This is a genomic window from Bradyrhizobium frederickii (assembly GCF_004570865.1).
GTDB lineage: Bacteria > Pseudomonadota > Alphaproteobacteria > Rhizobiales > Xanthobacteraceae > Bradyrhizobium > Bradyrhizobium frederickii.
This window is the reverse complement of sequence record NZ_SPQS01000006.1, coordinates 284,974-304,576: the sequence shown is the minus strand read 5'-3', so window position 1 is coordinate 304,576 and position 19,603 is coordinate 284,974. Positions and strand designations below refer to the sequence as shown.

General features: G+C 64.7%; 23 protein-coding genes. 19 read left to right on the top strand and 4 right to left on the bottom strand.

Annotated features, from left to right (window positions below; all coding sequences use genetic code 11):
• Window positions 1–13 precede the first annotated feature (13 nt).
• The 6 genes from E4K64_RS13155 (at window position 14) to E4K64_RS13130 (ending at window position 5,913) form a co-directional block, all read left to right on the top strand.
• Window positions 14–598 carry an amino acid synthesis family protein gene (locus E4K64_RS13155; protein WP_135163886.1) on the top strand — a complete coding sequence of 195 codons (585 nt, stop codon included), beginning with the start codon at window positions 14–16 and terminating at the stop codon, window positions 596–598.
• 82 nt (window positions 599–680) lie between these two features.
• Window positions 681–1,883, top strand: a complete 1,203-nt coding sequence (locus E4K64_RS13150) for an ABC transporter substrate-binding protein (protein WP_135163885.1) — start codon at window positions 681–683, stop codon at window positions 1,881–1,883.
• Between the two features lie 170 nt (window positions 1,884–2,053).
• Window positions 2,054–3,943, top strand: coding sequence for an ABC transporter permease (locus E4K64_RS13145; protein ID WP_135163884.1), 1,890 nt, complete (start codon window positions 2,054–2,056; stop codon window positions 3,941–3,943).
• Window positions 3,940–4,731, top strand: a complete 792-nt coding sequence (locus tag E4K64_RS13140) for an ABC transporter ATP-binding protein (protein ID WP_135163883.1) — start codon at window positions 3,940–3,942, stop codon at window positions 4,729–4,731. The genes E4K64_RS13145 and E4K64_RS13140 overlap by 4 nt, the downstream gene beginning before the upstream one ends.
• Window positions 4,728–5,432: an ABC transporter ATP-binding protein gene (locus E4K64_RS13135; RefSeq protein ID WP_135163882.1), complete on the top strand. Its 705-nt coding sequence runs from the start codon at window positions 4,728–4,730 to the stop codon at window positions 5,430–5,432. The genes E4K64_RS13140 and E4K64_RS13135 overlap by 4 nt, the downstream gene beginning before the upstream one ends.
• Window positions 5,433–5,457: 25 nt before the next feature.
• Window positions 5,458–5,913 (top strand): MarR family winged helix-turn-helix transcriptional regulator, encoded by a 456-nt coding sequence (locus E4K64_RS13130; protein ID WP_135163881.1) that lies wholly within the window; start codon window positions 5,458–5,460, stop codon window positions 5,911–5,913.
• A gap of 195 nt (window positions 5,914–6,108) precedes the next feature.
• Here E4K64_RS13130 and E4K64_RS13125 read toward each other — a convergent pair whose 3' ends face one another.
• Window positions 6,109–6,798 (bottom strand): hypothetical protein, encoded by a 690-nt coding sequence (locus E4K64_RS13125; RefSeq protein WP_135163880.1) that lies wholly within the window; start codon window positions 6,796–6,798, stop codon window positions 6,109–6,111.
• A gap of 126 nt (window positions 6,799–6,924) precedes the next feature.
• Window positions 6,925–8,121, bottom strand: coding sequence for an amidohydrolase family protein (locus E4K64_RS13120; RefSeq protein ID WP_135163879.1), 1,197 nt, complete (start codon window positions 8,119–8,121; stop codon window positions 6,925–6,927).
• A 157-nt stretch (window positions 8,122–8,278) separates the two neighbouring features.
• Between E4K64_RS13120 and E4K64_RS13115 the strand changes: the two genes are divergently transcribed.
• The 7 genes from E4K64_RS13115 to E4K64_RS13085 all read left to right on the top strand — a co-directional run bounded on the left by E4K64_RS13115 (window position 8,279) and on the right by E4K64_RS13085 (window position 11,937).
• Window positions 8,279–9,052, top strand: coding sequence for a ferredoxin--NADP reductase (locus tag E4K64_RS13115; protein ID WP_135163878.1), 774 nt, complete (start codon window positions 8,279–8,281; stop codon window positions 9,050–9,052).
• A gap of 95 nt (window positions 9,053–9,147) precedes the next feature.
• Window positions 9,148–9,471, top strand: coding sequence for a hypothetical protein (locus E4K64_RS13110; protein ID WP_135163877.1), 324 nt, complete (start codon window positions 9,148–9,150; stop codon window positions 9,469–9,471).
• 91 nt (window positions 9,472–9,562) lie between these two features.
• Window positions 9,563–10,831 (top strand): cytochrome P450, encoded by a 1,269-nt coding sequence (locus E4K64_RS13105; RefSeq protein WP_135163876.1) that lies wholly within the window; start codon window positions 9,563–9,565, stop codon window positions 10,829–10,831.
• A 150-nt stretch (window positions 10,832–10,981) separates the two neighbouring features.
• Window positions 10,982–11,167: a hypothetical protein gene (locus E4K64_RS13100; RefSeq protein ID WP_135163875.1), complete on the top strand. Its 186-nt coding sequence runs from the start codon at window positions 10,982–10,984 to the stop codon at window positions 11,165–11,167.
• Between the two features lie 14 nt (window positions 11,168–11,181).
• Window positions 11,182–11,382 carry a hypothetical protein gene (locus E4K64_RS13095; protein ID WP_135163874.1) on the top strand — a complete coding sequence of 67 codons (201 nt, stop codon included), beginning with the start codon at window positions 11,182–11,184 and terminating at the stop codon, window positions 11,380–11,382.
• A 16-nt stretch (window positions 11,383–11,398) separates the two neighbouring features.
• Window positions 11,399–11,662 (top strand): hypothetical protein, encoded by a 264-nt coding sequence (locus E4K64_RS13090; protein WP_135163873.1) that lies wholly within the window; start codon window positions 11,399–11,401, stop codon window positions 11,660–11,662.
• A 32-nt stretch (window positions 11,663–11,694) separates the two neighbouring features.
• Window positions 11,695–11,937, top strand: coding sequence for a hypothetical protein (locus tag E4K64_RS13085; protein WP_135163872.1), 243 nt, complete (start codon window positions 11,695–11,697; stop codon window positions 11,935–11,937).
• On the opposite strand, the gene E4K64_RS13080 is transcribed toward E4K64_RS13085, so the two are convergent.
• On the bottom strand, window positions 11,934–13,223 hold the full coding sequence (locus E4K64_RS13080) for a DUF763 domain-containing protein (RefSeq protein WP_135163871.1): 1,290 nt from the start codon (window positions 13,221–13,223) through the stop codon (window positions 11,934–11,936). The genes E4K64_RS13085 and E4K64_RS13080 overlap by 4 nt on opposite strands.
• 128 nt (window positions 13,224–13,351) lie before the next feature.
• Here E4K64_RS13080 and E4K64_RS13075 point away from each other — a divergent pair, with 128 nt between their 5' ends.
• On the top strand, window positions 13,352–14,494 hold the full coding sequence (locus tag E4K64_RS13075) for a mechanosensitive ion channel family protein (protein ID WP_135163870.1): 1,143 nt from the start codon (window positions 13,352–13,354) through the stop codon (window positions 14,492–14,494).
• 12 nt (window positions 14,495–14,506) lie between these two features.
• Here the strand turns inward: E4K64_RS13075 and E4K64_RS13070 are convergent, their stop codons facing one another.
• On the bottom strand, window positions 14,507–15,430 hold the full coding sequence (locus E4K64_RS13070; protein ID WP_135163869.1) for a PepSY-associated TM helix domain-containing protein: 924 nt from the start codon (window positions 15,428–15,430) through the stop codon (window positions 14,507–14,509).
• Between the two features lie 206 nt (window positions 15,431–15,636).
• Between E4K64_RS13070 and E4K64_RS13065 the strand changes: the two genes are divergently transcribed.
• The 5 genes from E4K64_RS13065 to E4K64_RS13045 are packed head-to-tail and all read left to right on the top strand — an operon-like array spanning window position 15,637 to window position 19,603.
• Window positions 15,637–16,347 (top strand): TetR/AcrR family transcriptional regulator, encoded by a 711-nt coding sequence (locus E4K64_RS13065; protein WP_135163868.1) that lies wholly within the window; start codon window positions 15,637–15,639, stop codon window positions 16,345–16,347.
• Window positions 16,348–16,379: 32 nt separating this feature from the next.
• Window positions 16,380–17,264, top strand: coding sequence for an amidohydrolase family protein (locus E4K64_RS13060; protein ID WP_135163867.1), 885 nt, complete (start codon window positions 16,380–16,382; stop codon window positions 17,262–17,264).
• Window positions 17,265–17,315: 51 nt separating this feature from the next.
• Window positions 17,316–18,029: a PIG-L deacetylase family protein gene (locus E4K64_RS13055; protein WP_126261200.1), complete on the top strand. Its 714-nt coding sequence runs from the start codon at window positions 17,316–17,318 to the stop codon at window positions 18,027–18,029.
• On the top strand, window positions 18,026–18,709 hold the full coding sequence (locus tag E4K64_RS13050; protein WP_135163866.1) for a 4-carboxy-4-hydroxy-2-oxoadipate aldolase/oxaloacetate decarboxylase: 684 nt from the start codon (window positions 18,026–18,028) through the stop codon (window positions 18,707–18,709). Before E4K64_RS13055 ends, E4K64_RS13050 begins: the two co-directional genes overlap by 4 nt.
• A gap of 24 nt (window positions 18,710–18,733) precedes the next feature.
• Window positions 18,734–19,603 (top strand): substrate-binding domain-containing protein, encoded by an 870-nt coding sequence (locus E4K64_RS13045; RefSeq protein ID WP_135163865.1) that lies wholly within the window; start codon window positions 18,734–18,736, stop codon window positions 19,601–19,603.

Here is a 19,603-nt window from a genome sequence, read left to right as displayed (position 1 = left end):
AGGGAAGCGAACCATGAGCGCGATCATCCGCAAGATCGTCACCGTCGTCGAAGAGACGCAGATGGAGATGGGGCGCCCGGTCTCGCCGCCGACCCGGCGTGCGGCTGCGATTGCTGTCATCGAAAATCCTTTCGCGGGACAATATGTCGAGGATCTCTCGCCGCTGATCGCGATCGGCGAGGAGCTGGGCGAACTTTTGTCGAAGCGTGCGGTGGCTGCTCTCGGGATCGATGGCGCCAAGGCGCAGAGCTATGGCAAGGCCGCGGCCGTCGGGGAGAACGGTGAGTTGGAGCATGCCGCCGCGATCCTGCATCCGAAAATGGGGGCGCCGGTGCGTAAAGTCCTGAGCAAGGGCGCGGCGCTGATCCCGTCGTCGAAGAAGCGCAGCGGGCCGGGCACGACGCTCGACATCCCGCTGGGGCACAAGGATGCGGCCTTCGTGCGCAGCCATTTCGACGGCATGGAAGTGCAGATCAACGATGCGCCGCGCGCCAACGAGATCATGGTCGCCGTCGCCGTCACCGACAGCGGCCGTCCGCTGCCGCGCGTCGGCGGGCTCACGGTCGCGGAGATCAAGGGCGAGGACGGTCTGAGATAGGGTTTGAAACCGGGGAGGCGGGCACAGCTTCCCCGACAAAGTCACGCTGAAGACGTCAAGAGTTCAAAAACTGGAGGTTGGGATGCGAGCGAGAAACACTTTTGTGGGAGCGGCCTTCGCGCTTCTGGCGGGCGGCATGGCACATTCGGCGCTGGCGCAGGACATCAAGATCGGCGAGATCAACAGCTATTCGCTGCTGCCGGCGTTCACCGAGCCCTATCGTAAGGGCTGGCAGCTCGCGGTCGAGGAGGTCAACGCAGCCGGCGGCATCAACGGCAAGAAGCTCGTCGTCATCTCCAAGGACGATGGCGGCAAGCCGGCGGACGCGCAGACCGCGGCCAACGAGCTGGTGTCGAGCGAAGGGGTTGCGATGCTCGCCGGCACGTTCCTGTCCAATATCGGCCTTGCCGTCAGCGACTTCGCCAACCAGAAGAAAGTGTTCTTCCTCGCGGCCGAGCCGCTGACGGACGCCATCACCTGGTCGAAGGGCAACAAATACACCTTCCGCCTGCGCCCCTCCAATTACATGCAGGCCGCGATGCTGGTGGAAGCCGCCAGCAAGCTGCCGGCCAAGCGCTGGGCGACGATCGCGCCAAATTACGAGTATGGCCAGTCCGCGGTCGCGGTGTTCAAGAAGCTGATGTCGGAGAAGCGTCCGGACATCCAGTGGGTCGACGAGCAATGGCCGCCGCAGGGCAAGATCGACGCGGGTCCCGTGGTGCAGGCCGTTGCCGCCGCCAACCCGGAAGCGATCCTCAACGTCACCTTCGGCGCCGACCTCGTCAAGCTCGTGCGTGAAGGCAACACCCGCGGCCTGTTCAAAGGGCGCGAGGTCGTCTCGTTCCTGACCGGCGAGCCCGAATATCTCGATCCGCTGAAGGACGAGACGCCCGAGGGGTGGATTGTCACCGGCTATCCCTGGTACTCGATCAAGACGCCCGAGCATGACGCGTTCCTGAAGGCCTACCAGGCCAAGTACAACGATTATCCGCGCCTCGGCTCGATCGTCGGCTACCAGACCATCAAGTCGGCGGCCGCCATCCTGGCCAAGGCCGGCTCGAGCGATCCGGAGAAGCTGATCGCCGCGGCCGAAGGCCTCTCCGTGCCGTCGCCGTTCGGCGAGATCACCTTCCGCAAGATCGATCACCAGTCGACACTCGGTGCCTTCGTCGGCAAGACCGCGCTGAAGGACGGCAAGGGCGTGATGGTGGATTCGTCCTACAAGAAGGGAGCGGACTATCTGCCTGGTGACGCCGAAGTCGAGAAGCTGCGGCCGAAGGATTGATCTTTTATCTCTCCCTCTCCCCGCTCTTCGCGGGGAGAGGGTCGGGGTGAGGGGCTCTCTCCACGCCCCGCGCTGGTGGAGAGAGCCCCTCACCCGGATCGCAAGGGCGATCCGACCTCTCCCCGCGAAGAGCGGGGAGAGGTGAAACTCAGACCCAACCCGGACCGCCGATGGCCTTTTACGTCGTACAGTTTCTGACCGGTCTCGCCAGCGCGGCGTCGCTGTTCCTGGTGGCCTCGGGCCTGTCGATCATCTTCGGCGTGACGCGGATCGTGAATTTCGCGCATGGCGCCTTCTACATGATCGGCGCCTACATCGCCTTTACGCTCACCGAGCGGCTTTCGGGTGCGTTTGGGTTCTGGGGCAGCATCGTGCTGGCCGCGCTGGCCGTGGCGATGATCGGCATCATCGTCGAGATGGTGCTGCTCCGCCGCATCTATCACGCACCCGAGCTGTTCCAGCTGCTCGCGACCTTCGGCCTGACCTTGATGGTGGAGGACCTCGTGGTGCTGGTCTGGGGGCCCGACGATCTCGTCGGCCGCCGCGCGCCGGGCTTCAAGGGCGCCATCGATTTCTTCGGCCAGAACATCCCGAGCTACGATCTGTTCCTGATCGTGCTCGGGCCGGTCGTGCTCGGCATCCTCTGGCTGCTGTTTCAGCGCACGCGATGGGGCGTCCTGGTGCGTGCCGCGACGCAGGACCGAGACATGGTCGCAGCCCTCGGCGTCAATCAGAAATGGCTGTTCACATCGGTGTTCGCGGTCGGCGTCTTCCTCGCCGCCCTCGGCGGCGCCCTCCAGATCCCGCGCGATGCCGTGCATCACGCCATGGATCTGCGCATCATCGTCGAGGTCTTCGTCGTCGTGGTGATCGGCGGCCTCGGCAGCATCATCGGGGCCTTCGTCGCGGCGGTGCTGGTCTCCGAGCTCAATGCCTTCGGCATCCTGATCTTCCCGAAGATCTCCATCATCCTGGTCTTCCTGGTGATGGCGGTGGTGCTGATTGTGCGCCCCTGGGGCCTGTTCGGAAAGCCGGAGGCTCCCGCGCGCAAGACGCCGGGGCTCACCGTCAATCCGTGGCGGCCGTTGACGTCGAACGAGCGGCTCGCCGCGCTTGCGGCGCTGGTCATCGCGGCGACGCTACCGCTGTTCGCCGGCAATTACGCGCTGACCGTTGGCTCGGAGATCGCGATCTTCGTGATCTTCGCCGTCTCCTTGCATTTCCTGATGTCGGTCGGCGGGCTGGCGTCATTCGGCCACGCCGCCTATTTCGGCCTCGGCGCCTATGGCATCGCATTCCTTGCCAAGATGGCGGGGCTGCCGATGGTCGTCTGCCTCTTGCTCGGGCCGCTGCTCGGCTGCATGGGCGCCGCGGTATTCGGCTTCTTTGCCGTGCAGCTCTCCGGTGTCTACTTTGCGATGCTGACGCTGGCTTTCGCGCAGATCGTCTGGTCGATCGCGTTCCAATGGGTGAGCGTGACAGGCGGCGACAACGGCATTTTGGGCGTCTGGCCGGAAAAGTGGGCGGCGAGCCCGTCGCACTTCTATTGGCTGGCGCTCGGCGTTGCGGCGCTGGTGACCATCGCGCTGCGGGCCATGGTGTTCTCGCCATTCGGCTACGCGCTTCGTGCCACGCGTGACTCGCTGCTGCGCAGCGAAGCGATCGGCATCGACGCCAAGCGCATCCAGTGGACGGCGTTCGTGATCGCAGGCACGACCGCCGGCATCGGCGGTGCGCTGTTCGCTTACCTCAAGGGCAGCGTCTTCCCTGACAATCTCGGCATCTCGCTGTCGGTCGACGCGCTCGTCATGGTGCTGCTCGGCGGCGTCGAGACGGTGTCGGGCGCGGTGATCGGTGCCATCGTCTACAAGGCGCTCAACATCTGGCTGGTCAGCCAGACCGATTTGTCGAAGCTCGTGCTCGGCGGCTTCATCATGCTGATCGTCGTCGTCTTCCCCAAGGGCATCGTCGGCATGCTGGAAACGTTGGCGCAGCGCCGCAAGAAGGCGCCGCCGCCGGCCTCACCTCTGCTTGCCAAGCCGATCGAGTCTGCCGAATGAGCGTTGCACCCCCACTTCTTGCGGTCGAAGGTCTGAGCAAATCCTATGGCGGCATCCACGCCGTGCGCGGCGTCTCGTTCTCGCTGCGTGCCGGTGAAATCCTGGCGCTGATCGGGCCGAACGGCGCGGGAAAGAGCACCTGCTTCGACATGCTCAACGGCCAGAACAAGCCCGATACCGGCCATGTTCGCCTGCTCGGTGAAGAGATCACGGCCAGGAAACCGCGCGATGTCTGGCGGCTCGGCGTCGGGCGCACCTTTCAGATCACCGCGACCTTCGCCACCATGACCGTGCGCGAGAACGTGCAGGTCGCGCTGATCTCGCACGGGAGGCAGCTGTTCAATCTGTTCGGCTCGGCACCCAAGTTCGACCGCGACGAAGCCGGCCGGCTGCTCGAGCTGGTCGGCATGGGCGGCTATGCGGATCGCCCCTGCGGCGAGCTCGCCTATGGCGACCTCAAGCGACTCGAGCTTGCGGTCGCGCTCGCCAACCAGCCGAAGCTGCTCCTGATGGACGAGCCGACCGCCGGCATGGCGCCGCGCGAGCGCGTCGATCTGATGCGGCTCACGGCGCAGATCGCGCGGGAGAAATCGATCGGCGTGCTCTTCACCGAGCACGACATGGACGTGGTGTTCGAGCATGCCGACCGCATCATCGTGCTCAACCGCGGCACGCTGATCGCCGAGGGCTCGCCGGCCGAGGTGCGCGGCAATCCGCAGGTGCAGGCAGTCTATCTCGGCGAGGGCCTCGTCTACGATGCCCGCCACCGCGAGGGAACCTCGGCATGAAGCTCACGGTGCAAGACCTCAACAGCCATTATGGCCCGGCGCATATCCTGTTCGACATCGGCTTCGAGGTCGGTGAGGGTGAGGTGGTGGCATTGCTTGGGCGCAACGGCGCGGGCAAGTCGACCACCTTCCGCTCGATCGTCGGCCTCGTCGCACAGCGAACCGGCCGCATCGTGTTCGAGGGCAAGGATGTCTCGGCAAAGCCGACCCACGAGATCGTGCGCGAGGGGCTCGGCTACGTGCCGGAGGAGCGACGTATCTTCACCGATTTGACGGTTGAAGAGAATCTCGAAGTCGGCAAGCAGCCGAAGCGTGCGAACGCGCCGGACTGGACCCGCGAAAAGCTGTTCGCGCTGTTTCCCAATCTGGGTGAGATGAAGAACCGACCGGGCGGCCGCATGAGCGGCGGCGAGCAGCAGATGCTCACCATTGCCCGCACGCTGATGGGCAATCCCTCGCTGGTACTGCTCGACGAGCCCTCGGAAGGCCTGTCGCCGAAGATCGTGGAGCAGATGGTGGATGCCATCCTGACCATGAAAAAGGAGGGCGTCAGCATCGTCGTCTCCGAGCAGAATCTGCACTTCGCGCGCTTGATCTCGGATCGCGCCTATATCATCGAGCGCGGCCGCATCTGCTTCGGCGGCACCATGGCCGAGCTCGACGCGCGTCCTGATATCCGCGACGCGCATCTGTCGTTGTGAGGGCAAAGGGAAGGGCTGCGAGCGGATGGCGAGAAGCGTCACGGCGAAGAAGAACATCAAACCGGCAAAACCGCCTTACGTGCTCGACGAGCAGGTCGGCTTCATCCTGCGCCAGGTCTGGCAGCGCCACAGCTCGATCTTCGCCCGCGATATCGGCACCAATCTGACGCCGACGCAATGGGCGGCGCTGTCCAAGCTCGCCGAGACCGGTCCGTGCTCGCAGAATCAGCTCGGCCGCCTGACCGCGATGGATGTCGCCACCATCAAGGGCGTGATCGACCGCCTCACGGCGCGCGGCCTGACCGAGACCAGTCAGGACCCCGAGGATGGACGGCGTCTGCTGGTGAGTCTGACGCGGGCCGGCCAGCAGCTCGCGGAGAAGGTCGCGCCGAATGCACTGGCGATCACCCGCGAGACCCTGGCGCCGCTCGACGCCAAGGAGCGCGAGACGCTGATGGCGCTGCTCAACAAGCTGCGGTAACCACGGTGCCGTAGGGTGGGCAAAGCGACTTGTCCGCCGTAGCTCGCAGAGCGAAGGCGGGAGCATGCCCACCATCTCTCTCAATCAGTAAAAGATCGTGGGCACGGCGCTTCGCCCCTTTCCCATCCTTCAGTTGAACAAGGAGCGCAGATCTATGCGCGTCGTGAAGTTCCAAAAGAGTGCCGTTCTCAACGTTTATGTCTTGCCCGGCCATTTGGCGCGGTAGCGGATTTCGCTGCCGTCAGCGAGCCGCCGCCACGTTCCGAACTCCGGCGTATGCGGCGCACGGGCCGTCAAGTCGATCGGGTAGATCCGGGTCGGCTGGCCCTGGATGCTCACAGCGAGTTGACGGTGCGAGGTTCGAAAGGCGAGTTCAACTTCGCCTGCGATGACGGGCTGGTCGCCGTCGCGATGGAAGGCGGCCGGGGTCAATTCGGCGGGCATGGTGTTGAGGTCGGTCTGCAATTCGATGGTGATGCCCTGTGCTGATGCCGGCACCGTTACTCCTGCCGGAAAACGGACCTCGAACACGAGAAGAGGATTGGCCGCGTTCGGATTGAGCCACGGCGTCGCGGTCGCATAGGCGTAGGCGAGGTAAGTGGCGGCAGCTGCGACGCAGAAGAGTGCGACGATACCAAGGGATTTCAGACTGGTGCGGGCGACGCTTCCGTTGCTTGCGTCCGTCTCTGGGCGCGTCACCAGCCAGCTTGCGAGCACCGCGCCGGCGATTGCGCCGATGGGGGAGTAAACGAACAGTCCCAGCAGACCCGATGTGATCGGGTCCGCCCGGTTGCCGAAATCGAAAAAGGACAACAGCACAAAAGTGGCGATATAGCCCGCCACCGCGCCGGCAACGCCGACGGCTATTCGCGATGAGCTTTTCATGTCTCCCTCGATGGTCCAGCAATGAACTGCCGCCGCCGAGGGCTGCCTGCGTTAGACGCAGCAGGCCGCAAACTTGTTCAAACCCTTCGAGGGACGATGCGGAGCGGTTGGTCGCTCCGCCCGGGCCTACTTCGCCACCACTTCCGGCACTTTCCCCGCCGGCGGCGTATTGCGGCTGCGCTGGGTGCGCACGATGCCGTCGATGATGGTCATGCCGATGCCGGGGAGGTCGCCGAGCTGGACGCTCTCCAGGATGTTCTTGCCGGGCGAGTGCTGCGCCTTGTCCATGATGACGAAGTCGGCGGAGCGGCCGACCTCGATCAGGCCGCAATCGAGCTGCCGCATCCGCGCGGTGTTGCCGGTGGCGAGACAGAACGCGATCTCGGCCGGCAGCTCGCCGAGCGAGGACAGCATCGAGACCATGCGCAGGATGCCGAGTGGCTGCACGCCGGAGCCGGCGGGCGCGTCGGTGCCGAGGATGACGCGGTGCAGGTCGCCCATCTCGCGCGCGGTGCGCAGCGTGAACAGCGCCGAGCGCTCGTTACCGTTGTGCACGAGCTCGAGCCCGCGCTTGCAGCCCTCGCAGATGCAGCGGATCTGGTCGTCGGGCAGCGCCGTGTGGCCGCCGTTGATGTGGCCGACCACGTCGGTGTCGGCCTCCAGCACCACGTCCTTGTCGATCAGGCCGGAGCCGGGGATCGAGGGGCCGCCGGTGTGGATCGTGCTCTGGATGCCGTATTTGCGCGCCCAGCCCACCATCTTGCGCGCGGTCGGGCCGTCCTTGACGCCGCCGAGACCGACCTCGCCGAGCAGCTTGACGCCGTTCGCGGCCATCTCCTTGAAGTCTTCCTCGACCATCTCGCATTCGATCACCGGCGCGCCGGCGTGAACCTTCACGCCGCCGGGACGCAAGGTCCAGAACGCGCGCTGGGCGAATACCGCCATGGCCTTCAGGCCGACCACGTCGCGGGGGCGGCCGGGCATGTGCACTTCGCCGGCGGAGATCATGGTGGTGACGCCGCCGTGGAGGTAGCTGTCGATCCAGTTGATCTGGTTCTGGCGCGGCGTCCAGTCGCCGGCGACGGGGTGAACGTGACTGTCGATCAGGCCCGGCGCCACCGTGGTGCCCTGGGCGTCGACGATGGTGGTCGCGCCCTCGATGTCGACGTCCTTGAAGCGGCCGATCGCGGTGATCTTGCCGTTTTCGGCGACGATGGTGTCGCCGTCCAGGATCGGCTTTTCCAGGGCGCCGGACAGGATCAGGCCGATATTCCGGATCACGAGCTTCGAGGGTCCGGTGGCCTGGGGTGCGTCATGCGCCATGGAAGGGGCTCCTTATTCCTAACTGCAACGCTTTCGATCTTGGGCAGCCTTGACCCCGGGATCAAGCAGGATTATTCATTAGTATACGAATGATCGTGTACAAACGACGCATAGCTGGACCGCCTCGAACCGCAATTGACGCGACAGGGAAGGTGAGATGAGCAATTTCAATCAGGAAAGCGTTTTGAGCGTCCACCACTGGACCGACACGCTGTTCTCCTTCAAGACCACCCGCAGCCCGACCTTCCGCTTCCGCAACGGAGAGTTCACCATGATCGGGCTCAAGGTCGGCGAGAAGCCGCTGCTGCGGGCCTACAGCGTCGCCAGCGCCAACTACGAGGACACGCTGGAGTTCTTCTCGATCAAGGTGCCGGACGGACCGCTGACCTCGCGCCTCCAGCACCTGAAGGAAGGCGACGAGATCATCGTCAGCCGCAAGGCCACCGGCACGCTGGTGATCGACAATCTGGAGGAGGGGCGCAACCTCTACCTCATCGGCACCGGCACCGGCCTTGCGCCGTTCCTGAGCGTGATCAAGGACCCCGAGACCTACGAGCGGTTCGAGAAGGTGGTGCTGCTGCATGGCTGCCGGCACGTCAAGGAGCTCGCCTATGGCGAGATGATCACGCAGACCCTGCCGAAGGACGAGCTGATCGGCGAATACATCCGCGAGCAGCTGATCTATTATCCGACCGTGACCCGCGATCCCTTCCGCAATCGCGGCCGCATCACCGACCTGATCACCTCGGGCAAGCTGTTCACCGATATCGGCCTGCCGGTGCTGGAAGCGGCCCATGACCGCGTCATGATCTGTGGCAGCCCCGCGCTGGTGGCGGACACCCGCGTGCTCCTCGGCGAGCGCGGTTTCGTCGAGGGCAATCACGGCGAGCCGGCCCAATTCGTGGTCGAAAAGGCCTTCGCCGAGCGTTAAGTCCGCAGAAAGACCGTATTTTCGCCCTCGGGTGGGCGTTGCGGCGCCGATTCGGCGCTTGATACACTGTGGGAGCGAATCAGCGGAGTTCCCACATGGTTGCGGACAGCGACAGCAACATCGCCTGGCACCGGGTTCAGTTGAAGAAGAATCGCGCCGAGTTGAAGGCGCTCGAGACCGCGCGCTTCACGATGGGGGAGATCGCCTCGTCGAAGCGCAACGGCCAGACTCAGAAAGCGGTCGCGGAAATCAAGCGCAAGATCGCGCAGTCCGAGCGCGTGATCGCCGATTACGACAAGCGCACACGCCGTCCGCTCGCAACCGACCTGCAGAGTCTCAGCAAGGGCAGTTGGAGCCATTGGGACGCCTATACGCAACAGCAGCGCAAGACGGGGCAGCGTTCGCCGGAACGCGGATAGACGCGTTTCGTTTCCGAAGGGGAAAGGCCCCTTGCGCCGGCCGCGCCGCGCACCATCTGGGTGAGACGCCAGCAATCAGTCCGGTGATCCCATGATTGTGCGCCTCGATTTCACCAGCGAGGCCTTCTTTCGCGATCCGCCCAAGTCCATCGCGACGTTGCGCATGTCCGGGCCCGTGGTCGCGACACGATTCCCTCTCGTCGGCGACGTCTGGGTCACCACGACCCATGACGCTGCCGCGCAGGTCCTGAAGGACAGCGCGACCTTCACGTTGCGAAAGGAAGATGGCGACGTCGCCGGTCTGCGCTGGTGGATGCCGCGATACGTCAGGACCATGGCCAACAACATGCTGACGATGGACGAGCCGGATCACACCCGGCTGCGCAGCATCGTGGATGAGGCCTTTCGCCGCCGCGCGATCGTCGCTATGGAGCCCCGCATCCGCGCCATCGCCGACGGTCTCGCGGACGAGCTGTTCTCGGCAGGAAGTCCGGCCGATCTCGTCCAGCGCTACGCACGCATCCTGCCGCTCGCGGTGATCTCGGAGTTGCTCGGGTTGCCGTTGGCCGATCGTCCTCGCTTCATCGCCTGGGCCAATACGATGTCTTCGCTGACCAATGTCGTCAGCTTCTTCCGCCTGCTGTTCGCGTTCCGCAAGATGCGTGCCTATCTGGGCCGACAATTGCAGGTCGCGCGCGAACGGGGCGGCGAGGGCCTGATCGCAGAGCTGGTCCAGGTCGAGCGCGAGGGCGGCCAGATCACGCCGGATGAAATGGTCTCGATGGTCTTTCTGCTGCTCGCGGCGGGGTCGGAGACCACCACCCATCTCATCAGCGGCTCCGCTTACGAGCTCCTCAGAAGTCCGGACTTGCGCGATTGGCTGGAGCAGGACTGGAGCCGCGTCGGGCTCGCCGTCGAGGAGTTCCTGCGCTTCGTCTCGCCAGTGCAGTTCTCCAAGCCGCGCTATGTCCGACAGGATGTCGTGGTCGAAGGCGTACGTCTGAACAAGGGCGATCGTGTCATGGCGATGCTCGCCGCCGCAAACATGGATCCGGCGATCCATGAGCGCCCGGAGCGGCTCGATCTCGAACGCAAGCCGAACCGTCACGTCTCGTTCGGAACAGGAATCCATTTCTGCCTCGGCCATCAACTCGCGCGCATCGAGGCGGCCTGCGCGCTGGAAGCGCTGTTCGTACGATGGCCGAAACTTGGACTGGCGGTCGATCCCGCCGAGGTCCACTGGCGCAAGCGGCCGGGCTTGCGTGCGATCGCGAAACTTCCCGTGACAGAGACGCGTGGAACACCGGCGACTGCACGCAGAGAAGCGAGCATCGATCGTTCCCTCACCGCCGCCGGCTGACTCACGAGCGTCCCTTCGGAAAATCTTCTTCGCGCGCAATCGATCAGGAACGGTGTGCCGTTCGTCCTGTTGTCACTGGCACATCGGACTCGACGACGGGTTCCACGGCCGTCGACGTCGCAGGACGATGTCTGAACTGGAGACAAGATCATGACCAGCAAGATGCCACCTGTTCCGCCGGACAATCAGAGCCGCAAGGGAACCGGCGACAGTAAGAAAATGTCCGCCGATCAGGCGCCGCACGGCCAGCAGCGCGCGCAAAATCCGGACCAGCAGGGACAGCAGGGCAACATCAAGCAGAACACGACCAATCAAGGCTATCAGCAGGATCGTTAAGGAGGGCGGCATTCATGTCGACATCCACCAAGACACCGAACAGCATTCGCCAGGGCGGACCCGGCGCATCACACGAGAACGCCAAGGCGCCGTTGCAGGTGAAGAAGCCGCCTGCGGATGATTCACAGCGTAGCCACAGCCGCGTCTCTGGTGGCGGAGGCGAGCACGACTCCCATCACACGCACGACGAGGCAGGCAAGGGCGGAGGCAGGTGAAGACTGGAGGTCTCGAATGCAGGGCAGAAAGACCCACGAGCAGCAGGTTCGTATCCTCGAGCGCAAACCCGATGTTCCGGACGCGCGCGAGCTCGATCAGGCCATCGGTCACAATCCGGAAGACGCGGCAGTCCGTCGCGCGCGGCCCGAAGCACGGCACAGCGAATTTCCGGTAAGCCGCGGCGGCCTCAACCAGGAGAGCGACCACAACAAGCACAACGATTCCGGCCAGAGCGGCCACAAGCCGCCGAAACCGACGCCGGCGCAACAGAAGCACTAGACTTCGGAAGATCACTGCAAGAGGAGAAACCGATGCCAGGTGGGCACGGCAGCAAGACGCATTTCAGATCCGGCATGCATGGCAAGGGCGACGGCACCGGCGGCCTGACCGACGTGCCGAAGGACATGATCGGCGACAACATGGTCCTGTCCAACCGCGACAAGAAGCAGCATTCGAACATTCGCGGCATGGACGGCAAGACCATCCAGACCGAACAATATCAGGACCACGCCGCCAACCGGCTCGACGAGAAGCCGGAGACCGACGAGTCCTAAGAGCGTTCCTCCCGACCAACTCGCGGACCGGTGCTCAGCCGGTCCGCTTCTTTGTGGGGCGCGAGGTCGCGTTCCCAGCCGAACACGGAGCGGCCGTCGAGATCGGGCGAGGCGGCGCGCTCGCCGGCGATGTGGGCCTCCACCGAAGGCCCGCGCGCAGTCCGCTCCAGTCGCCGTGCCTGATCGTCGAGTCGTTTCATCGCCTGCATCTCTTCCTCCCGCCCGAGCTTGGCGCTCTGGATCGCGCCCTTCAGCACGCGGATGGTCTCGTCATAGACCTTGATCGGCACGGGATAGGGATGCCGGTCCTTGCCGCCATGGGCGAGCGAAAAACGCGCGGGGTCCGCGAAGCGATAGGGCGCGCCGTGCACGACCTCTGCGACCATCGCCAGCGAGCGCACGGTGCGGGCGCCGACGCCGGGGGTCAGCAGCAATTCCGGAAAGTCGATTGGGCCGCGCTCGGCTGCCGCGGCCAGCGTGCCGTGCAGGCGTCGCGCGAATACGTCCTTCGGCCTGACGTCGTGATGCGTCGGCATGATCAGATGCGGCAGCATGGCCTGTGCCGGCTCGGACACAGTCCCGACAAGCCGTTCGAATTCCAAGACGGTGCGATCGGGACCGAGATCACCCAGGAGATCGAGCTGCGCGCTGCGTGAGATCTCGGCGCGATGGTCGGTGAGATTGACGATCTGGCCCTGTTGCGGGCCGTCGATCGCGCTATGCGGCGTGTCGACGAAGCTCTTCAGCGCCTCGGAATGCCAGTGATAGCGGCGGGCCTGGCGCTTGTCGCCGTTCTTGCCCTGCTGCACCACCGTCCATTTGCCGTCGGCGGTGACGAAGAAGCCGTGGAGGTAGAGGTCGAAACCGTCCTGCACGGCCGCGCTGTCGACCTTCGCCACCAGGCGGCTGGCGCGGGTCAGCTTTGCGCCGTCGAATCCGACGCGGTCGGCGAGTTGCATCAGCTCGTCCGGTGTCTTGCGCGAATGCTGGCCTCGGCCGCCGCAGACGTAAATCCCGAGCTCGTCCTGAAGCGGCCCCAGCCCGCGCTTCAACGCGCCGATCACGGAGGTCGTGATCCCTGAGGAGTGCCAGTCCATTCCCATGACGGCACCGAACGACTGGAACCAGAACGGATGGGATAGCCGCTGCAGAAATGCATCGCGGCCATAATGATGCACGATCGCCTGCGTGACGATCGACCCGAGGGAGGCCATGCGGCTTGTAAGCCAGGGCGGAACCCGGCCGGTGTGCAAGGGAAGATCGGCGCTGCCGCTACGTCGAGTCATGAGCGTCCCAAATTAGCCCAGTTCGGCAGCACTTGCACCTATGGAATGCTGCATTGCACAGAGCGGGGGGAGCGAAGCCGGCCGAGAGGCGTTGAGCCGGCTACCGCAGAGCAACGTGGGGAAAAGCGATGCATTGGCAGGCCTTGATGGCCGACATCGACAGGATGTTCGGCTGGATACCGTCATGGTTCATCGGTCTCAGCCTCGTTGCGGGAGCAATCCTCCTTGCCCTGTCGTTTTACCGGATTGCCAAATGGCTGCTTAACCGCGCCTTTGGAACCCGCCTTCCAATGCTGAGCGTCTTCATCGAGCGGACCTCCGGCCCGGCCCAGCTGGCGCTGTGCCTGGCGGCCGTCGCCTTGGTCCTGCCGCTCGCGCCGCTCGACGACACGATCCGCACGCCGATGATGCGCCTGTTCGTCGTCGCCGTCATCGCCCTGATCGGCTGGATCTCGATCAGGATCGTCGACATGAGCGCGGCGCGCTACCTGCAGAATTTTCGCGATGTCACCGAGAATTTCGTCGCGCGCAAGCACGTCACGCAGGTCCGCGTGTTCAAGCGCGTCACCGACACCATCATCGTCGTCATCACGGTGTCCACCGCGCTGATGACGTTCGATTCCGTCCGGCAATACGGCGTCAGCCTGTTCGCCTCGGCAGGTGCTGCCGGTATCATCGTCGGCCTTGCGGCGCGCCCGCTGCTGAGCAATCTGATCGCGGGCTTGCAGATCGCGATCACCCAGCCGATCCGCATCGAGGACGCGGTGATCATCGAGAACGAGTGGGGCTGGGTCGAGGACATCGCCTCGACCTATGTCGTGATCCGGCTGTGGGACTGGCGCCGCATGGTGGTGCCGCTGTCCTATTTCATCGAGAAGCCGTTCCAGAACTGGACTCGCGACACCGCATCCCTGATCGGAGTGATCGCGCTTCATGTCGATTACCGTGCCGACGTTCCGCGCATTCGGCGTTGGCTGGAGGAGGCGGTGAAGCAGTCCAAGCTCTGGGACGGGGCCGTCGTCAATCTTCAAGTCATCGACGCGGATTCGCGCACCATCGAGCTGCGCGCGCTGGTCAGCGCACGGAACGCGCCGCAATCCTGGGATCTGCGCTGCGAGATCAGGGAAAAGCTCGTGGCCTTCATTCGCGACGAGATGCCGGAAGCGCTGCCGCGCGATCGCGCGATCCTGATCCCGTCGGCCGACGACGATGGCGATCTGCTCCAGCGCGTGGCGCTACGAGAGAAGGCGCGGGCGGGCGCGCGCAATTGACTCTCCGCGCGATCAGCCGGCGCCGACCATTGCCGCGTCGGCCGGCCCCTCCGTGCGCGGTCGCCGCTTGCGCAGCGTTCGCCGCGCCCAGATCAGGAGGCCGGTCGACAGCAGGGTCAGCAGCGCGATCGACGTCACGAAGTTGAGTGGCGCGGCGATCAGGGCCGACCAGTTTCCCTCATGGATCAGGCGTGGCCAGTTGCGCGGCAGGGGGGCGACCTCGGACGACGTGACCGCATAGGCGCGCAGCTCGCCGCCGTCGTAAAGTCTCGCCATCATGCGGCCGCCGCGCGTGCCGATCGAGATCACATGCGACAGCTCGTGCGAGGCTGCGACCATGCGGATCGCGTCCGGCAGGGCCAGAGGGCGGCCGGCTGCGGCCGGAGCAGCGCCACTCTGGAATGTCAGGCCGAACGCCATGCACAGGCCGGTCAGCGGACTGAGCAGGATCAGCGGCAGCGTGAACCAGGCGGTCCCCTTATGCCATCCCGACAGCGTGTTGCGCAGCCGCGGCAATCCCATGACGATGCCGAGCAGCATGATGATCACCATGGCCAGCGTGGACGCCGTCACCAGCCAGGCCTGTCCCATGAGACGTTCATGCGTGAACCGCGCCCAGAGGAAGACATTGGACAGGGTCGACCCCGCCGAGATGGCTTCGCCGGTTGCAAGATCGATCGCCGGCACATTGGTGCCCCGGAGCGTCATGCTGTGGCTGCCCGCGTCGATGGAGAGCCCACGCGCCTTGCCGTCGGGATCGTATCGCCTCACCAGCTCGACGACACGGCCGGCCTCGATTGCGGCCCCGCTCATGCTACTCGTTTGCACGAGGGGCTCGACGGACAGGATCAGGCCGGTGACGATGATCGCGAGCAAGGGAAGGGCGAAGACCAGAGTGATCCAGCGATGAAGTCTCAACAATGCGGGTTTGCTCATTCATCGTCCTCTGTGCTCTCCAGACCGTGCTCGCGCACAGCCGTGCAAAACACAAATGACGCTTTGTCCATATTGTTGCGTTGACGTGCAGCAATTTCCCAGCCCTCTCCTTGAGGGTCTTCGCGCCTGTGCGGTTCTCCAAGCCGTTCCGCAGGTCGTGGTTTTTGTTGACGAGACCTGATCTTTTGTACGATAGTACAAATGACATGGTACGCAAGCCCACCAGCAGGGAAACGGCCCGCAAGCCGAATATGCGCGAGGCCATCCTCGCCGCGGCCGAGGAGCTGTTCGCCACCAACGGCTTCAATGCCGTCTCGGTGCGCGACATCGCGCACGCGGCCGGGGCCAATCCCGGCAGCGTGACCTATCATTTCAAGACCAAGGACGGTCTGCTGCTGGAGATCTATCGGCGCCATTGCGGGCCGATGAATCTGCGCCGTTCGGAGCTGCTCGCGGCCGCCAGGCGCGTGCGCGATCTGCAGGACCGGCTGGAAGCGATCGTGCGCGCCTATGTGGTGCCAGCCTTCACCTCGGGCAGCGATCTCGCCGGTGGCGGGGCGCGCTTCACGCGGCTGCGCGCCGTGATGTCGGCCGAAGGTAACGAGGTCGCGCGAAAGATCATCGCGCAGACCTTTGACGACACCAGCCACGCCTTCATCGATGCGGTCCACGAAAGCCTGCCGCACATTCCGCGCACCGAGATCGTCTGGCGCAGCCACTTCCTGCTCGGCGCGCTCTATTATTCACTGGTGACGCCGGACCGCGTTTCGCGCCTGTCGCGCGGCGAGGCCGACGGCGGCGATGCCGCTACTGCCATCGAGCAATTGGTGCAGGCGACGGTTGCCGCGTTCCAGGCGCCGCCGCTCGATCATGCCGCGCCGGCACGGCGCCGGCCGGTCGTCGGCAGCAAGACTTGAAACAAGCGGTCTCGCTTCGGCGGGCTCACCTGATGACGATGATGTACACGCCGACCATTCCGCCGCCCGATCCGAACACGCGCACGCCGAAGTTCAAGCTGCCGAAGCTGTCTTGCGACGCGCATTGCCACATCTTCGGGCCCGGCGCGAAATATCCTTATGCGCCGGATCGTTCCTACACGCCGCCGGACGCGCCGCTCGAGGATTTTCGCGTGCTGCATGCCAAGCTCGGCGTCGAGCGCGCGGTCATCGTCAATGCCAGCGTGCACGGCACCGACAATACGGTCGCGCTCGATGCGATCGCTGAGAGCAACGGCGCCTATCGCGCGGTCGCCAATATCGACGACACCAGCACCGAGCGCGGGCTTCGCGTGCTGCATGAGGGCGGCTTCCGCGGCTGCCGCTTCAATTTCGTCCGCCATCTCGGCGGCGTGCCCGACAAGGGCGTGTTCGACCGCGTCATCGCCATGGTCGCGCCGCTCGGCTGGCACATCGACCTGCATTTCGACGCGATCGACTTGCCGGACTATGCCGACATGCTGGCAAAGTTGCCGCTGAGCTACACGATCGACCATATGGGGCGGGTGAAGGCCGCCGAGGGGCTCGACCAGCTCCCGTTCAGGATACTGATCGAGCTGATGCAGCGCGATGAGAAATGCTGGGTCAAAATCTGCGGCTCGGAGCGGGTGTCCTCGGCCGGTCCGCCGTTTACCGATGCGGTGCCGTTCGCACGAAAGATCGTCGAGACGGCGCCCGACCGCGTCATCTGGGGCACGGACTGGCCGCATCCCAACGTCAAGGCGATGCCGAACGATGGAGACCTCGTCGATCTGATCCCGCTGTTCGCGCCGGAGCCGGAGCTTCAGCAGAAGATTCTTGTCGACAATCCCGCGCGCCTGTTTGGCTTCGACCAATGAAGGGGCCGCGATCAATTTGATGCCTACAAACGAAAGAAGGGAGTTCGTCCCATGAAGACAGGTCTCGTCGTCACCGCCCATCCCGGCGATTTCGTCTGGCGCGCCGGCGGCGCTATCGCGCTGCATGCGAAGAAGGGCTATCGCATGAAGATCGTCTGCCTGTCCTTCGGCGAACGTGGCGAAAGCCAGTTCGCCTGGAAGGAGAAGGGCGCGACGCTGGAATCGGTCAAGGCAGGGCGCAAGGACGAGGCGGAGCGCGCGGCGAAGCTGCTGGGTGCCGAGATCGAGTTCTTCGACTGCGGCGACTATCCACTGAAGCTCACCGAGGCGCATTTCGACCGCATGGTCGACATCTACCGCGAGCTGAACCCGAGCTTCGTGCTGACGCACGCGCTGGAGGATCCCTATAATTTCGACCATCCGAATGCGGCTCATTTCGCGCAGGAGACGCGCGTGGTCGCGCAGGCGATGGGCCATAAGCCCGGCGCGCAGTACAAATATGCCGCGCCGCCGGTGTTCCTGTTCGAGCCGCACCAGCCGGAGCAATGCAACTACAAGCCGGACCTCCTCCTCAAGATCGACGAGGTCTGGAAGGAGAAGTACGAGGCGTTCCAGATCCTGGCCGCGCAGAAGCATCTGTGGGGCTATTACGAGCGCGTCGCCCTCAATCGCGGCATCCAGGGCAGCCGCAACACCGGCGTGCCAATGACCTATGGCGAGGCCTATCAACGCCTGTTCCCGACGGTTGCGGAGGAGCTGGCATGAAGCCGGTCGTCGTTCGCCACATCAAGCGTGCCGATCCCGCCGGGATGGCCGCGTACGGTGTCTCGACCGTGCACGAGGCCTATGGCCGTCTCGGCCTGATGAAGCCTTACTTGCGGCCCGTCTGGCCGGGCGCTTCGATTGCCGGTCCCGCGGTCACCGTGCTGGCGCAGCCCGGCGACAATTGGATGATCCATGTCGCCGTCGAGCAGTGCAGGAAGGGCGACATCCTCGTCGTCGGCTGCACCACCGACAATACCGACGGCATGTTCGGTGAGCTGCTCGCGACCTCGCTTCAGGCGCGCGGTGTGCAAGGGCTGATCATCGATGCCGGCTGCCGCGACGTCAAAGCGCTGCACGAGATGGGATTTCCGGTCTGGTCGCGCGCGGTCTCGGCCAAGGGCACGGTCAAGGCGACGCTCGGCTCGGTCAACGTCTCCGTGGTCTGTGCCGGCGTCAACGTCGATCCCGGCGACATCGTCGTCGCTGACGACGACGGCGTCGTGGTGGTGCCGAAGCGCTACGCGGCGGAGGTCGCCGACAAGGCGAAAAAGCGCAACGCGGACGAGGGCGGCAAGCGCGAGCGCCTCGCCTCCGGCGAGCTGGGCCTCGACATGTACAACATGCGCGAGGCGCTGGCGAAGGCCGGGCTCGTCTATGTCGACAATCCCGAAGACGTCTAAGGCGAAGACAAGCGGAGCGGGCGGATGGATCGTCTCAAGCTGAAGGCCGTGCTCGGAAGCCACCGCCATGTGCAGGCGGTCAAGAGCGGCGAGCTCCGCTCCGAGCTGTTTGATCTCGACTTCATCGCGTACACGCCGACCAACACGGCGTTCAAGCCGATGGTGCGCGAGCAGGCCTTCGACGTCTGCGAGATGGCGATCGTCACCTATCTGATGGCGAAGGCGCATGGCAAGCCGCTGGTGCTGCTGCCGGCGACCATGCTCGGCCGTTTCCAGCATTCCTACGCGCTCTACGATCCCGCACGTGGATTGCTCGGGCCGACCGATCTCGAAGGCAGGCGCGTCGGCATCCGCTCGTTCACCACGACGACAGGCGCCTGGATCAGGGGGATCCTCGCCAACGATTACGGCGTCAATCTCGACAAGATCCGCTGGATCACCTTCGAGGATCCGCACGTCGCCGAATATGTCGACACCACCGAGCGCGCGCCCAAGGACAAGAAGATCCTTCAGATGCTGCTCGACGGCGAGCTCGATGCCGTGCTTGGCGAGACCTCGGATGATCCCAGGCTCAAGCCTCTATTCCCTGACCCGGCCGCGGAAGCCGCCAGATGGTACGCCCGGCGCGGCGTCGTGCCGGTCAATCATCTCGTGGTGGTGACTGAGAAGCTCGCGAAGTCGCGTCCTGACGTGGTCGCGGGCGTTTATGATCTGCTCAAGCGGAACAAGGAACAGATGGGGCCTGCGGCAGCACCCGATCTCCTTCCGTTCGGGATCGAGGCCAACAGGAAGCCGCTCGAGCTGATCGTCGACTACGCCTTCCAGCAGTCGCTGATCCCGCGCCGCTATGGGGTCGAGGAGCTGTTCGACGACACGACACGACACGAGGATTGA

What these genes read in the sequence shown, in the direction of transcription:
- E4K64_RS13155 (WP_135163886.1), top strand. Translation starts at nt 14, where the DNA reads ATGAGCGCGATCATCCGCAAGATCGTCACCGTCGTCGAAGAGACGCAG.
- E4K64_RS13150 (WP_135163885.1), top strand. Translation starts at nt 681, where the DNA reads ATGCGAGCGAGAAACACTTTTGTGGGAGCGGCCTTCGCGCTTCTGGCG.
- E4K64_RS13145 (WP_135163884.1), top strand. Translation starts at nt 2,054, where the DNA reads ATGGCCTTTTACGTCGTACAGTTTCTGACCGGTCTCGCCAGCGCGGCG.
- E4K64_RS13140 (WP_135163883.1), top strand. Translation starts at nt 3,940, where the DNA reads ATGAGCGTTGCACCCCCACTTCTTGCGGTCGAAGGTCTGAGCAAATCC.
- E4K64_RS13135 (WP_135163882.1), top strand. Translation starts at nt 4,728, where the DNA reads ATGAAGCTCACGGTGCAAGACCTCAACAGCCATTATGGCCCGGCGCAT.
- E4K64_RS13130 (WP_135163881.1), top strand. Translation starts at nt 5,458, where the DNA reads ATGGCGAGAAGCGTCACGGCGAAGAAGAACATCAAACCGGCAAAACCG.
- E4K64_RS13125 (WP_135163880.1), bottom strand. Translation starts at nt 6,798, where the DNA reads ATGAAAAGCTCATCGCGAATAGCCGTCGGCGTTGCCGGCGCGGTGGCG.
- E4K64_RS13120 (WP_135163879.1), bottom strand. Translation starts at nt 8,121, where the DNA reads ATGGCGCATGACGCACCCCAGGCCACCGGACCCTCGAAGCTCGTGATC.
- E4K64_RS13115 (WP_135163878.1), top strand. Translation starts at nt 8,279, where the DNA reads ATGAGCAATTTCAATCAGGAAAGCGTTTTGAGCGTCCACCACTGGACC.
- E4K64_RS13110 (WP_135163877.1), top strand. Translation starts at nt 9,148, where the DNA reads ATGGTTGCGGACAGCGACAGCAACATCGCCTGGCACCGGGTTCAGTTG.
- E4K64_RS13105 (WP_135163876.1), top strand. Translation starts at nt 9,563, where the DNA reads ATGATTGTGCGCCTCGATTTCACCAGCGAGGCCTTCTTTCGCGATCCG.
- E4K64_RS13100 (WP_135163875.1), top strand. Translation starts at nt 10,982, where the DNA reads ATGACCAGCAAGATGCCACCTGTTCCGCCGGACAATCAGAGCCGCAAG.
- E4K64_RS13095 (WP_135163874.1), top strand. Translation starts at nt 11,182, where the DNA reads ATGTCGACATCCACCAAGACACCGAACAGCATTCGCCAGGGCGGACCC.
- E4K64_RS13090 (WP_135163873.1), top strand. Translation starts at nt 11,399, where the DNA reads ATGCAGGGCAGAAAGACCCACGAGCAGCAGGTTCGTATCCTCGAGCGC.
- E4K64_RS13085 (WP_135163872.1), top strand. Translation starts at nt 11,695, where the DNA reads ATGCCAGGTGGGCACGGCAGCAAGACGCATTTCAGATCCGGCATGCAT.
- E4K64_RS13080 (WP_135163871.1), bottom strand. Translation starts at nt 13,223, where the DNA reads ATGACTCGACGTAGCGGCAGCGCCGATCTTCCCTTGCACACCGGCCGG.
- E4K64_RS13075 (WP_135163870.1), top strand. Translation starts at nt 13,352, where the DNA reads ATGCATTGGCAGGCCTTGATGGCCGACATCGACAGGATGTTCGGCTGG.
- E4K64_RS13070 (WP_135163869.1), bottom strand. Translation starts at nt 15,430, where the DNA reads ATGAGCAAACCCGCATTGTTGAGACTTCATCGCTGGATCACTCTGGTC.
- E4K64_RS13065 (WP_135163868.1), top strand. Translation starts at nt 15,637, where the DNA reads ATGGTACGCAAGCCCACCAGCAGGGAAACGGCCCGCAAGCCGAATATG.
- E4K64_RS13060 (WP_135163867.1), top strand. Translation starts at nt 16,380, where the DNA reads ATGACGATGATGTACACGCCGACCATTCCGCCGCCCGATCCGAACACG.
- E4K64_RS13055 (WP_126261200.1), top strand. Translation starts at nt 17,316, where the DNA reads ATGAAGACAGGTCTCGTCGTCACCGCCCATCCCGGCGATTTCGTCTGG.
- E4K64_RS13050 (WP_135163866.1), top strand. Translation starts at nt 18,026, where the DNA reads ATGAAGCCGGTCGTCGTTCGCCACATCAAGCGTGCCGATCCCGCCGGG.
- E4K64_RS13045 (WP_135163865.1), top strand. Translation starts at nt 18,734, where the DNA reads ATGGATCGTCTCAAGCTGAAGGCCGTGCTCGGAAGCCACCGCCATGTG.